We start from the raw sequence: 14753 nt of genomic DNA, 5'->3' as shown, positions 1-14753 counted from the left end.
TGATTAAGAATTGATGGATACATAACGCTTGAATGTCAGGTCTGGCAAGCTATCTATTAACTCTTGCGCGTCATTGCTTATTTCAGTTAAAAGCTGTCCATTACACAGAGGTGCTTTTGCATAGATTTTACGAATTCGGATTGGATAGCCCTCTTGCTCGGAGATATGTATCTTGTCAGGTTCATAGAGTAATATACGAATTATGCGTTTAGCACGTAAGGAAGAGGAGGATTGCAGCATCGCTACCACATCCAAATCGGTAAGTCCAGCAAAAACTTGCCTATCTGCGTGGTGTGGTTGTTCGTTCCAATGGGATTTGATTGCTTCTGCCAGTAATCGATCCACACCGACTAAAAAAGGGGATAGAAAGAGTTCGTGATCTTGTTTGATCAGTTTTAATAAATACAAGCCCGTTTCCAAGTCTGTATCGATGCCCTGCTCGGTGCATGTCAATTTAGGCAATATATGATGCGGTGGCACTTCTGTATTGCAGAACATGTATGTATCCCGAAAAAAGCTATCCAGATGGTCAATTCCAAGCACATGATTCCTTCCGGTCAGGACAGATGGCTTTCGGAGATATTCAACTACATCTGTTGATTTAATGGATGCATTTCCTAGAATCTTTGTCATTTCTTCCCCCAAAATATATTGTTCTGTAATCTGGTGATGATCAAATTCGAGTGCTTCTTCCACAGCATGCGAAAATGGCAAATGGCCTAGATCATGGAGAATCGCCGCCGCTCTCAGCAAATCGTCATCAGGAAAGAAATGTGCCGCTAACTTCCAGACGCCCACGGTATGCTCAAACCTGCTGTGAACAACAGATGTAACAAGAGAACCAGCACCAAAGTGTGCCAGATGCTTCAAACGCCTGACCGGTTTGCTTTGAAACAGTGCTGTTTCCCATTGATGGGGCCTTATCGGTGGATATAACGGCTCATGTATGAGTGTATTTCGTTTCATACTTACCTCCTTATTCCAGTATTTACAATCTAATCATGATCCTTCCCCATCGCCTTCGTCAAGACCCAAGCACTTATTCCGGCTATTGCTATCCGAGTAAGTACAGGATGCTTAGCCGCTTTAACGAACATACTACGTTTCCGCTTCCACCCTATATTCGTTCCCCGCTCATGCATCCCGTAACCAGCGTGATATAGATTGCTCTCTTCCGGAGTGTTCGATTTTCTCTTCTCGTCATACTGCGTCTGAGGAAAAACAGCTTCCCATAGTTTATCTGTAAGGTTTGGGAAATTTGAACCCAAGAACTGCAGTATTTTCGCCTGTGCGCCTACGTAAATATCCCTTTTTGGATTCGCTGCCGCATATAAAATAGCTTCCGCAACTGCTTCCGGAGGATACATCATGCCTTTATGGACAGGCTGAAACTCCTGATAACTTCTGGCATGTTCATTATATGGTGTATCTACCCTGCCAGGATGGATGAGCGTAATCGATACCGGCGCATCCTCTCTTTCCATTTCCATCCGCAAGCTTTCCGTCCAACCATGCACAGCAAATTTCGAAGGTGCATATGCAGACTGTACAAGTGTCCCCCTATCACCGAATATACTGCCGACATTGATCAATGCCCCAGGAACACGCCGCTTTTGAAAGTGACGAACGGCTATTCTCGATCCATAGACCACACCCCAGTAATTCGTTGCAAACAGTCGCTTCATATCCTGATCGCTAACATCCATTACATTGCCGTATATGGTCACACCCGCATTATTGACCCACGTATCGAAATATCCGAACTCCTGCAACGCCTTCTTTGCAATGTTGGCTACATCCTCTTCGATACCGACATCGGCCCGTACATATACAGCCTCATGTCCAGCCTCTCGCAATTCATCTGTCAATTCCCTCAGCGCTGCTTCGTTCCTTGCTGCCAATACCACTTTCGCACCTTTGGCAGCTGCCATTCTGGCTGTTACCAGTCCTATTCCGCTGGATGCACCTGTTATGACAATAACTTGATCTTTTAATTTCTTTAACTTTGTTTGCCGTTCTTCTCTGCTGACACTTAATTCACTCATACTTCACGCTCCTAATAGTTCCCCTGGGGTTTAGTATGGTACTTCATCTTGAAGCCATGCATTTTACTTATGCAGATATTAAAACTCCCATAACACATCTCCTTAATTATTTTACATTTTTAGGATATATAGAAGTATAAAAGTACCATAAAATATATGGATATTATCTTAGTTTTACTTAGTTTATTTAAAAAAAGTAAACATTCTCTACTTATCACCGAAATTAGGAATATAGGGTTTCAACCATCGGATTGAAGAAAGAAAGCAAACAGAGAGAAGGAATTCAGGTAATGAAAAAACTTACACTTAGCATCAAAAACAAACTTATTATTGCTTTTATTGCAATACTCATCATCCCGAGTATACTCGTTGGGGCGTTGTCTTATACGAGCGCAAAAAATGAACTTTCGGAACAATTGATAGGAAGTGCCGATGAAAATGTCAACATATTAAATGGAATCATCGATGATACAATCCAGCCAAAAATGCACGATACACAATTCTTTTCCAAAAATATAAACCAATCGATGTATGAGGGTATGAAAAGCCCTGAAGTAAGAACCAAACTGGATCAATATATCGAATTGCATCCGGAACTCGAGAGTGTATTTGTCGGTACGACTGACGGACTTATGATTCAGTCTCCAAATAACGAGAGAAATGAAAATTACGACCCACGAGAGCGGCCATGGTATAAAGAAGCGATGGAAAGTAAGGGAAATGTCATCATTACCGAACCATATGAATCCAGCTCGACAAAGAACACAGTAGTGACAATTGCAACAACGACAGAAGATAATTCAGGTGTCGTGGCCATGAATGTCGATTTAAACCAGCTGCAAGAGACAGTCAGCGGAATCAATATCGGTAAAAATGGATTTGCAGTGGTGCTGGATGAAAACCAGAATGTCATCGTCCATCCAAATGAAAAGTCCGGCATTAAAGCGGAAGGCTCTTATTTTGACAAGCAATATAATAGCGAATCAGGTGAATTCGAATACGAAAAAGATGGCGAGGCAAGAGAATTAGTCTTCACGACGAATGAGACGACCGGCTGGAAAGTATCCGGGATCATGTCACGCACCGAGATTTCCGAAGCTACAGCCCCTATCCTTATTACAGGAATTGTTGTTGTCGTTGTATCCTTGCTGATCGGGGCTTTGATCATTTTCTCTGTTATCCGTTCCATCATTAAACCATTGAATGTATTGAAAAATACCGCTGAAAAAGTCAGTGAAGGAGATCTCACAAAAAAAGTCGATGTAAAATCAAAAGACGAATTAGGACTTGTCTCCAATGCATTCAATAAAATGATCGATAACTTAGGCAATTTGATCAGAAAAGTAGAAGATGAATCCGGCCACGTCGCTGCATCTTCAGAGGAATTATTGGCCAGTGCGGAACAGACTACTTCTGTGACGGAGCAAGTAGCTGCAGGTGTACAGGAAATTACAAACGGCGCCGAAGTGCAAAAGAAAAACGTAGCAGATACTGCCCAAGCCTTGAACGAAATCGCAACCGGCATCAATAAAGTAGCAAAAAGCGTGCAATCCGTGACAGATCTTACAATTCAGGCATCCGATCAAGCCAAAGATGGCGGAGAATCCGTCAGCAAGACTGTCCAGCAAATGAACACCATTTACGAATCCGTGACAGAATCGAATAAAACCATCCGCTCTTTGCAAGAACGTTCAAAAGAAATCGGCAGTATCGTGAATGTCATCGTTGGAATCGCTGATCAAACGAATCTTCTGGCACTGAATGCTGCCATTGAAGCCGCAAGTGCTGGCGAACACGGCAAAGGGTTTGCTGTGGTCGCCAACGAAGTAAGGAAATTAGCTGAACAATCGCAAACATCAGCAACGCAAATCGAAAAACTTATCCAGTCCATCCAGGAAGATACGCAGATATCCGTCAAAGTGATGGAGGCTGCGACCCAGAGTGTCGAAAGCGGTATTGCTGCATCCAATGAAACAACAGAGAAATTCGAAAAGATCATGCAAAGCGTTTATGATATCTCACCTAAAATGGAAGACGTGGCAGCCATCTCCGAACAAATTGCCGCAAGCATTCAAGAAGTGGCAGCACGCGCAAATGAACTATCATCCATTGCCAAAGAAAGCGCTGCTGCATCCGAAACAATGGCAAATTCCACAGAAGAGCAATTAGCTTCCATGGAAGAAATCGCCGCAGCCGCGAACGCCTTATCCTCCTTGGCAGAAGAACTGCAATCTTCATTGAGAATATTTAAATTATAAGAATCAGGCCCTTTTTTAAGGGCTCTTTTTTGTTGGAACATATACCTTTTATTCCATATTTAAATACTGGTTGCGCTCCTTTTTCCATATACCATAAAATAGAATAATAGAAAGGAAGTAGAAAATGCGATATATATTAGCTATTTGTCTTTGTTTAGTTCTATTAGCCGGCTGCCAGGAAGAAGAAGCTGCTCCAGCAATCATAGAACCACCAGCCCAAACACAAACTGGTCCAGCTATTACGTATACAATCGACCAAGCAGGTCTGCAAGTGACTACGAATAGCGGTGAGGATTGGGCAAAGGTCCCTGTTGAAGTCGATGAACTTTTTGAAGGAGAATACCAAGGCTCTAAAACGGAATTGATTGATCAAAGTTATGTATTGGCTGAAGACAGATTTGCTTTTATTATCGGAGGTTTTGAGCAAACGGCTGTCTTGTCATCTACTGACCAAGGCAAGACATGGGAGACAACGGAACTCCCTGATGCAATAGAGGGTGTCCGGTTGCGGATCATCGGCTTTACAAGTGAACAAGATGGCTTCGTCATTCTGTCAGGCGGCAGAACAATGTCAACCGAAGGCAACCAAGTCTACCAAACAGCAGACGGCGGCAGGACATGGACTCTGACAGGCAGTGCACCAAGCGAACGGATTGTCCAGAGCGGCATATTCGTCTCCAAGGACATAGGCTTCATGACTTTCGGCTTAACAGGTCATGCAGAATACTATCGTACAACTGACGGAGGAGCAAATTGGGGAACGTTTGATGTTGAATTGCCCGGCATTTACAGTGACGTCTTTACGGTAATGGAATCAGCGGAATACGAAGGCGACCAGCTTATCATGACAATGGGACAAGGATCAAACGGCGATTATTACGGCGGAAACGTGAAAGCCACGCTTGTCTCAGACGACAATGGAGCCACATTCGAAATGACTGGATTGATTGACCCTGACGATGTCATGACAGAGGAAGAAGAAGCAAATTGGCGGGAGAATGATTCTTACTATTGAGATATAAATAAGGCTTCAGCTCTCAAAACAAAAAGCTGAAGCCTTTGATATTTACGACATGAGTTAAATACTTTACTTATAAATTCAATAATAGTTTAACATAGGAAAGTCATGCATTTTCACTGCCATTCTCTTTAGCAGGCCGCTAGGCTTACTTTCACTGTTCGATAAACATCCTATATCCCCAAATGCTAAAAAGCTATCTTTGGCGCGAGATACAGCTACGTTCAGTAAGCTTTTATTCGCATCAATAAAGAAACATCCGTCATTGTGACCATAAACTGTTGACATGATGATGATTTTTCTTTCTCCGCCTTGAAAAGTATGGACAGTTCCAACATCAACAAGCGTCCGCAACTCTTTTGAAAGCTTGTTCTTGATAACAGAGACTTGTGCCTTGAATGGAGTAATGATACCTACTAGCATTTCCTCTTCATCGCCCTGATAGCTTTTCTTGATCGCTGAGAAATTCTCATTTAACCATTCAGCAATTTCACTTGCTTCTTTTTCATTATATCTGCTTCCAGCTCTTTTTTGAGAATGCGCAGTAGTGACTTGTATGTGCCCTAAAGGCTTTATGGGCAAGCTAGCTATCTTATTATCATCATCTAGTGCAGCTTTTCCTCTTTTAGGCTTTAAATTCCCCTTGTATACCAGATGGTTGCAGTATTTAATTATCTCGTCATAACAGCGCCTATGTTCACTTAAGAATAATCCTCTATCGCTGTATTTTTCATATCTGCAGCTCTTGCATGCCACTTTCATAACACTGGATTCTGATGTATTCAAACCAAGATTACTGAGTTTGTCAAACTCTTCGATTGAATTGATGACTTGGCTGGAGAGGGCCAAAGAAATATCCAAAGATTTATTGATATTCCATACCGGTTCGATTTGATGGACATCACCAACCACTACCGCTCGTTTGGCCAAAGAGAAAGAACATGCTGCAATCTCCGGTGAAACCTGCCCCGCTTCATCTACGATCAATAAATCTATGTAATCATACAGATAATGTTCTTTTCCGTTATCATATGCCAATAACATTTTAGGGAGCTGGTAAAAAGTCATGACAAAACACGGAGATACCATACTCAAGTTCGTATACATCCTTTGAAGAACGTTTGGAAAGTTTTTTCCTTTTTGATTGTCCGTCAGTCTCCTTGCCTGTAGCCATCGACATTCATAGTAATGTACTGCCAGCCAGAAAGAAGCATACTTAGCAGTGGTATCCAAGAACTCATTGAGTCCATACAATGAATTCATATTTTCATCATTTGAACTTACAATCTTTAAATCGACTAACTTTCTAATATGATTCTTATATGTTTTTGTAAGATCAATTGCTTTACTCTCCAAGCCCTTTAGATTTTCCATTTCGTTTCTTACATCCCGTGTTTTTTTACTATATATAGAAATGATCTCATTTTCACTCATTGATTCATTTATATATGTTTCATCCGGTTGTATGAAGTATCGGTTACGATCTTCCTTTCTCTTTTTAAAGTACGGTAAAAAACCAAACCATCGAATCATTTTTGGCAACTTTTTAAAATGATCTATCCATTCATCGATTCTGGCGCTGAAAGCATTATACTTCTGCTCTGACTGAGCACGCTGCCTTCCTAAAACCTCAATGTATGTCTCCATATCGTATTCACTGGTGAATTGTTGATTAAATTCCTCCATTACAGACAAAAGGCTCTCTCTTATTCCGTTAACTTCTGTAAGTCTCTGCCAAATAGCTGACTCGCATTCCAAAATATCAGTAAACGCTTGCCCGAAATAATCTTTGCAAGCCTTCAACATTTTAGCAGTAGATTCTTTTATGTTATCTTCACTTTCCAATTTATCGAAAAAATGTTTACCACGCGGATTAGTGAACTGAAATCCCTTCCTTTTTGCTTCTTCCTCCTTGCTCAAAGACGGGAAGTACACAGCAAAGCTATCAACTCCTGTTATCCATCTTGTTTCCAAATTACTTTCCGTCCATTGTTTCTCAATTTTTCCGAACGACTCAATAATATTCGTTACTGCTTGATTATTCGTTGACGATGCAACTATCACTGGTGCGGTTTCTTTCTTAATTGCTCGTTCCACAAAAAGATTTGCAACCAATGATTGAAGCAATGTTGTTTTCCCTGTACCTGGAGGCCCATTTACAGCAAGAATTTCCCCCTCTTCCATTGCATTAAAGTGATGAAGGCATTCCCTTTGTGAAGGAGATAAAGGGTACTCTCCCCCCATTTGCCCCAGGTGCTTTTTCATATTTGAGGAATTGTCTGCGAGCAAAGGGATCAATGGCGTTACTTCTTGCTTCATAAAATTCTGATATAACGTGTGCTGACTGAGATCACTTGTCAACAAATGATCATATAGCTTCAGCAGGGCCGCTGTGGAGTTTATCGTTTCATCCCTGATAATATATATTTTTTCATCCAGTTCCATACCGTTGACCAGATTAGCAGTGATTTTGGTTTTAGTGACTTGTTCATACATTTCACAGACAAATGTATAGTATTCTTCCCAACTCGACATTTTTTTGAGTCTATATAAATTATCACTGAAAAATTCATCGAAGTCGTTCAGTGATCCAACAGCGATGTCTTGGTCTATTATCGGAGCAAGATGTTCCCTTGCTATCCAAGGATATTTATTATCAGGTGGTTCCAATACCCCCTCAGAAGTAAGCGTTGCTGGAACATAATAGATTCCATTTAATTCGTCAAGTTCATGTTTGTCATACTTTTTTTCCTGGCCGGCAAAGATTGTTTTTATAGACTTAACTATAAGTATGACAGAAATGGTTTGCTGACTAATTTTCTTTTTAATTTGTAATCTGTCAAAGTGCTTTTTGTCTGTCTTGCCATATTGAATTTCATTGATGGACGCAACTGCAAATTCATTATTTTTAAAATCAATTCTTAGTTTAGAAGCAATACTATCCCTAAAGTACTTTGTCATGTTAAACGTCATGTTGTTTGAACCCTCCAATGGAACTCGTACATCCCTAAGTGGTAAATCTATACATATATAATATCGGAAAATTATATCAGCTATTTAATACAGATTATTCCTTACTCGAATTTAGAAAAAAGATATGTTGTTCATCCACCTTATGTAATACTGTCTTTCATCTAGGGAAAAAAAGTTATTCCTTATCTACCTCTTCATAGAAATATGGAACCTGTAATGCAAATAAAAAAGAAGCTGTGGCCTCCCTTCAATAAGTGGAAGCCATCAGCTTCTGACAATTTATCTATTGATTTAAAGTCAACACAGCAACGCATTCCACGTGCATCGTATGCGGGAACAGATCCACCGGCTGAACTTGATCCAATGTGTATCCGAATTGTTCCAGTTCCTTGATATCGACCGCAAATGACTCTGGGTTGCAGGATACATAAACGATTCGTTTTGGTTTGGATCGGCCGATCTTTCGCATTACTTTACCGCCTGCACCAGAACGCGGCGGGTCCAATAATAGCAAATCCGGAGTGCCTAGCTGGTCCAGCACGCGATCAATACCGTACCTTGCGTTTTCAGCCAGGAAGTAAGTGTTGGAAATACCGTTGTCTGCTGCATTTCGTTTCGCTGATTCAATGGAACTTTCCACGATTTCGATGCCGGCAAGCTTTTCGACTCTGCTGGCAAATGGAAGGGAGAAGGTTCCGACTCCGCAGAACAGCTCCAGCATTTTTTCGTCTTTCTTCGGCTGTGCCATTTCAAGGGCAAGGTCGATCAGTTTCTGAGCTTGTACCGGGTTCGTCTGGAAGAAGGTATCGAACCAAAGACGATAACGATAGCCCCCGATTTCATCATAGATGAAATCACGACCAGACAAGACATGTGTATCCTCTGACTGCGTACGGTCAGCCCAGTCTGTATTGACAAGCCATAACAGACTTTTCACCTTTGGATAATTTGCTTCGATTCGCTGTTTAAGGTCCTCGACCGCTTGTATCAATTCTCCATCTGGTGTTTGCGTTGCAAACAGACCAAGCATGATTTCGCCGGTGATGAATGACTGTCTGACCATCAAATGACGAAGCAGACCTTCATGTGTATCTTTATTATATCCACTCAATTCCTGGTCTTTCACCCACGCTGCAACTTCCATGACAGCATCCTTCATCTCGCTGCCCGCAATCAGACATGTCTCAAGGGGTATGATATTACGGAAATTCCCTTGTTCATGCAAGCCCATCGAGCCATCAGCTGCAAATGTGAACTCCATCTTATTGCGGTAATGCCAAGGGTTCCCTTCCATACCAATGGTGTCCTTCACCAGTTCCGGATCAAAGCCCTGGCTGATGAGGGATTCTTTTACATGAGCTGTTTTTTGTCTCAACTGTCCTTCATACTGCCAGTGCTGCCATGCACAGCCGCCACAAAGATCAAAATGAGGGCAAGCTGCGGCAACGCGTTCCGGACTAGCTTCCACGACTTCCTCCAGCGTAGCTTTGGATCTTTTCGCATGCGGCCAAGCTACAGTTGCCCGTACTTTTTCACCTGGCAGTGTTTTTGGGATTGTCAGTTTCACTTTACGCGGTTTATCCTGTCCCCTATCAATCCATACAGCTGCCTGGCCGGATCCTTTATTATCCAGATGGCTGATTTCTGTTTCCATGATTCTTGGTTCCAAGACTTCACGTGCAATTTTCATTTTACTTTTCCTCCTTTCTTACGGAATCGATTAATCTATCATATAAATGAAAGGTAATTTCTTAAATTGATTCCTATACTTTTTTATCATGTTTTTCGGCCGGATGCCAGATAAATATTTCATTAGCTTCAATAAGCAGTATCGTCAAAATATCTACATATAAAATAGCTGAAGAGCAAAATATATCTGAAATAAAAAAAGACTTGATTCCAAGCCAGGAATCAAGTCCCATTTAAATGAAGAATCAAGGATATTCAATCGGGGTGCCAGGTCCGATCGGCAGCCCGGTCCACATCCAAATCAGCATCATCAATACCCAGCCGATGGTAAAGACAATCGAGTAGGGAAGCATCGTCGAGACCAGCGTTCCAATTCCGACTTTTTTATCATACTTTTGGGCGAAGGCGATGACGATGGCAAAGTAAGGCATCAATGGAGAGATAACATTTGTGGTTGAATCTGCTATTCTGTACACCAACTGCGTGAATTCAGGTGAATAGCCTGACAGCATCATCATCGGGACGAAAACAGGTGCCATGATGGCCCATTTAGCAGAGGCGCTGCCAATGAACAGATTGATGAAGCCAGATACGGCAATGAAGGTCAGAATCAGGGGAATTCCGGTGAAACCAGTTGCATCAATGAAAGCTGCACCTCTTACTGCCAAAACAGTACCAAGGTTTGATTCATTGAAGTAAGCAACGAATTGAGCCGCCGCAAAAGCTAAGACGATGTATGATCCCATTGTCGCCATTGTTTCCGATAATTGATTGGCAACATCTTTATCATTTTTGATTTCTTTTGTGATCAGCCCATAGACAAGCCCTGGAATGAAGAATACGATTAAAATAACTGGAACAAGCGTATTTAAAAATGGTGCATCGATAATATTAGCTTCTCCTGCCCGCAATGGTCCCCAAGAAGGAATAACGAGTAATGCAATACCTATAAGCGTGACAAGGAATGAAATAAGTGCTCCCCATAAACCTTTTTTCTCTTGCGGTTTCAAGTAATTGACATCTTCATCGACATTGCCTTTATATGTGCCTAAGCGAGGTTCTACAATTTTATCGGTAACCCATGTACCTAAAATTGTAAGCAGGATAACAGACGCAAACATGAAGTAATAGTTCATCGCATAGTTGATGCCCTCCGCATATTCAGGGCTGATAATTGCAGCAGCATCCTGCGTCATGCCGCCAAGAAGCGGATCAAGTGAAGTCAGTAGAAGGTTCGCACTATAGCCACCGGATACCCCTGCAAACGCTGCAGCCAGACCGGCTAATGGATGACGTCCAAGTCCTGCAAACAGCACTGCTCCCAATGGGGTCAATACAACATATCCTGCATCTGCTGCCATACTGGACATCACACCGCCGAATACTAAAGCTGCTGTCATCAACGTGCGTGGAACAGAAGTGACAAGGCCACGAAGCGAAGCACTGATCAATCCGGATCGTTCGGCAATCCCGATACCAAGCATCGTAACCAAAACAGTTCCAAGCGGGGCGAAATTCGTGAAGTTTGTCACAGCACTCTCAAATAAATAGAGAATCCCTTCTGCGTTCAGCAGGTTTTTGACCGCGATTGTTTCTCCTTCATTGACCGGGTCCTCTATACTGACACCCATAGCAGAAAAGATAGCAGATAAGACAACAACAATTGCAGCAAAGATGAAAAACAAAGTGACCGGATGGGGAAGCTTGTTACCGATCCGTTCGATACCATTCAAAGCACGCATGATAAAACCGTTCTTTTGTGACTGTTCCACGTTTAATCCTCCTATTCAGATTAGATTAAAAATTCAAACAATCGCATAAAAATAACACCCTAAGTATAGACAAGAGTTTATCTGAATGAAATAGGTAATATCTCCAGTTGTTGCAGCTGTCGCTATACATGAAAAAGACCTAGCATTCGGAAAGACTATTTCACGATTACCAGGTCTAAATTAGGATTCTTAAATTAATTTGCATGATTGATACACAGATGATTAATTTCTTCCGCCGCGTGTATTAGATCTTGCCTTCCCTCTTCTTTGTTCATCTGGTTTCTTACCTTCGCCATTTTTCTTCTCGCGAGGTGCATAGGAGTCTTTGACCATGGAATATCCCTCCTTGTTGGTTCGTACAGGGTTAGGATTGCCGTAATCCGATGCGATATACAAACTCCTGGCTAAGCATCCCTTATAAATGTACGGATTAGAAATGCTTTTATAACTTCGTTTTAGAAAAGGAATACATAGTCATCCCAAAGACTATCCCTCCAAAAATCCAAGCCAAGGATCCCCAGCTGACACTTACTTCTTCATTGGAAAGGAACGGAAATATATAATTCATGGTAATGAACATTGCTGCACCCCAAAATGCCCTCATAAAAGCTGTGGATTTTTTAAAATGGCGCTTTTTCTGCTCGTATTCCTCTTGGGACATCCAGTCCGTTTCATCTGAATTTTTTCTTCTGATTCTTGCCGTGATCAAATGCCGCATAGACCATATTGATAATAAAAAGACATACAGTAATTAATGACACGTCATGATGGATAGTATCTATAATAAGACTCACACACATCACCAGCATGGTTGAATACCACAACAAAATACCCGAGAAGGCTAATTCCTTATGTATTTCTTGCTGCTGATATTCATCCCGATCATCCATTACACCAATAAAATGATTAAGTATTTTGTTCTTCATCCTTTTCCTCCCAAAATAAAGCATTAAGGTCTGTATGGAGCTCTTTTGCCAGGGACATTCAATAAATGTGTCCATTATATATGTCACTAAGAGGAGTAAATAACTAAAAACCATTCGAACTCACAATGGAAACAAATGGTATAATTGACTTATGATTGGTCATTTGTGAGAAGAAACAACCTTGATACAATTACTTGCTGCGAACCTAAAAAAGAGTTCATTATCCTTTCAGAATGTTAGGAGGACAGCTATGGAAGCAAAAAACACAAAACCGTCCAGGAAACGCCTTGTGTTTTCTTTGGCAATCAATCTTACTTTCGCAGCATTCTTCTCAGCATTGCTGCTGTATATAGCCTTCATTCGAGAAACAGGCACCACTGATTCGTTTCAATATGTTCCTCCCATCATCTTTATCCTGAATTTCAGTGTAAGGTCTGTATTCAATATCATATCGCTGACAAGGCAAAGGAAACATCCAGCATAACATCATCCTTGGCGACATTGTCTCCCCAAAAATAAATCACATTAAGAAACCGCAATAATAGGGTTAAGGTCCGATTTGTGCGGTTTTCTGTTCTATGTTATAACCTAACATAGTGTTCATCTTCCGATTGGACGGTATGTATTCAATAAAGATGCATAAGAAACAGTATGATGCTCATTTGAGCATCTACATATGTAGATAGGGAGTGTCAATCGCCTTGGTGCAACAGGATTTCACAAAGGGCCGGATCATGCAGCAGCTCATCGCTTTTGCCGGTCCTATCATGCTCACGAACTTGCTGCAAGTTTCCTATCAATTCATCGACAGTTTATGGGTGGGGAATCTTCTTGGAGCGAATGCGCTTGGTGCGGTAACCGTCTCCTCCACCGTTTTGTTAACGATACTTGCATTCATCATCGGAATAAACAATACGACCTTGACTGTATTGTCCCAGCAAAGAGGAAGAGGTGACAAAAAAGGATTAAGAGACTTTTTAAACGCCTTTGTTGTCGTATTAAGCTTGTTGTCCATCCTAGTTGGAATCATCGGTCTGCTCTTCTCCCGCCAAATTGTCGTCATGCTCAATACGCCTGCCGATATGGTCGATGAGGCAAAGGTTTATTTGCAGGTAAACTTCCTTGGAATTTTATTTTTGATGGGATACAACTTTATCGGGACCGTTTTACGGGCCTTGGGAGATAGTAAAACTCCGTTGAAGTTTGTCTTGATCGCTGTTATTTTGAACACGATTCTGGATCCATTATTCATTTCAGGCTTTGGCTGGGGCATCAAAGGAGCAGCATATGCCACTGTTTTATCACAAGCAGTCGCTTTCCTATTGGGTATATGGTACACACTCCGTCATAAGCTAGCTCCACTATCTGTACCGTTCTTGCCTACGAAGGAGCAAGTATGGCTTATAGTGAAGCTCGGTATTCCGTCTGGATTGCAAATGATGGTTATCTATGCTGGCGTGACTGCCATCATGAGTGTGGTCAACTCCTTCGGCGGAGCGGTCGTTGCAGGTTTCGGAGCTTCGCAGAGAATTGACAGCCTGATCACCCTTCCTGCCATGGCACTGGGTACCGCCGTCAATAGTATGGCAGGACAAAATATTGGTATCGGCCGCTGGGATCGGGTAAAAGAAATCGCCAAGTACGGAGCCCTGTACAATTTAGCAATAATGCTCGTGATCGCCGTCCTTGTCTTTATTCTTGCAAAACCCCTGACCAGCTTGTTTATCGAGGAAAAAGAAGCTGTTTCATTCGGTACTGACTATTTGATGATTGTTGCCTTCTTCTATCCATTTATCGGGCTTAACTTTATTTTAAATGGCATTGTCCGAAGCTCAGGCGCCATGTATCAAGTACTGATTCTAAACATCCTATCCTTTTGGCTGCTGCGATATCCGCTGACCTATATTTGTTCTTCCCTTATTGGGCAAAACGGTATTGCTTTAGGGATGGGAATCAGTTTTATCCTCAGCAGCATCTTTTCTTTTTCCTATTATAACTGGGGGAAATGGGATAAGAAGCAGTTGTTTGAAGATGAAAGAACTTAATTCGTCGATATAAAAAGCGTTAGACCT

10 protein-coding genes are annotated in these 14753 nt (G+C 41.7%); 4 read left to right on the top strand and 6 right to left on the bottom strand.

The genetic code is table 11. From position 1 onward, the window contains the following. Positions 1–3: 3 nt before the first annotated feature. Positions 4–966: an HD domain-containing protein gene (locus AB1K91_RS15140; RefSeq protein WP_413090968.1), complete on the bottom strand. Its 963-nt coding sequence runs from the start codon at positions 964–966 to the stop codon at positions 4–6. A 29-nt stretch (positions 967–995) separates the two neighbouring features. After that, on the bottom strand, positions 996–2045 hold the full coding sequence (locus tag AB1K91_RS15135) for an SDR family oxidoreductase (protein WP_413090966.1): 1050 nt from the start codon (positions 2043–2045) through the stop codon (positions 996–998). Between the two features lie 290 nt (positions 2046–2335). Between AB1K91_RS15135 and AB1K91_RS15130 the strand changes: the two genes are divergently transcribed. Continuing rightward, complete coding sequence (locus AB1K91_RS15130; RefSeq protein WP_413090965.1) at positions 2336–4303, top strand: methyl-accepting chemotaxis protein; 1968 nt, start codon at positions 2336–2338, stop codon at positions 4301–4303. Between the two features lie 124 nt (positions 4304–4427). Then, the gene (locus tag AB1K91_RS15125; RefSeq protein WP_413090964.1) at positions 4428–5318 is read left to right on the top strand and encodes a WD40/YVTN/BNR-like repeat-containing protein; all 891 of its coding nucleotides are present in this window, start codon (positions 4428–4430) and stop codon (positions 5316–5318) included. 84 nt (positions 5319–5402) lie between these two features. Here AB1K91_RS15125 and AB1K91_RS15120 read toward each other — a convergent pair whose 3' ends face one another. From AB1K91_RS15120 to AB1K91_RS15105, 4 genes are all read right to left on the bottom strand, one after another. Then, positions 5403–8294, bottom strand: coding sequence for an AAA domain-containing protein (locus AB1K91_RS15120; RefSeq protein WP_413090962.1), 2892 nt, complete (start codon positions 8292–8294; stop codon positions 5403–5405). Positions 8295–8577: 283 nt separating this feature from the next. Beyond that, positions 8578–9984 (bottom strand): 23S rRNA (uracil(1939)-C(5))-methyltransferase RlmD, encoded by a 1407-nt coding sequence (gene rlmD / locus AB1K91_RS15115; protein WP_413090960.1) that lies wholly within the window; start codon positions 9982–9984, stop codon positions 8578–8580. Between the two features lie 244 nt (positions 9985–10228). Next, positions 10229–11725, bottom strand: coding sequence for an AbgT family transporter (locus AB1K91_RS15110; protein ID WP_413091067.1), 1497 nt, complete (start codon positions 11723–11725; stop codon positions 10229–10231). A gap of 701 nt (positions 11726–12426) precedes the next feature. Then, a complete protein-coding gene (locus AB1K91_RS15105; protein ID WP_413090958.1) occupies positions 12427–12681 on the bottom strand; it encodes a DUF3278 domain-containing protein in 255 nt (84 codons plus the stop codon). Positions 12682–12931: 250 nt separating this feature from the next. Here AB1K91_RS15105 and AB1K91_RS15100 point away from each other — a divergent pair, with 250 nt between their 5' ends. Then, positions 12932–13165: a hypothetical protein gene (locus AB1K91_RS15100; RefSeq protein WP_413090956.1), complete on the top strand. Its 234-nt coding sequence runs from the start codon at positions 12932–12934 to the stop codon at positions 13163–13165. 217 nt (positions 13166–13382) lie between these two features. Next, entirely contained in the window at positions 13383–14726 is a 1344-nt protein-coding gene (locus tag AB1K91_RS15095; RefSeq protein WP_413090954.1) for an MATE family efflux transporter, read from the top strand. Positions 14727–14753 lie beyond the last annotated feature (27 nt).

Source organism: Terribacillus jepli (assembly GCF_047228925.1).
GTDB lineage: Bacteria > Bacillota > Bacilli > Bacillales > Amphibacillaceae > Terribacillus.
The sequence above is the reverse complement of the archived record's forward strand: the minus strand, read 5'-3'. Positions and strand labels throughout refer to the sequence as shown.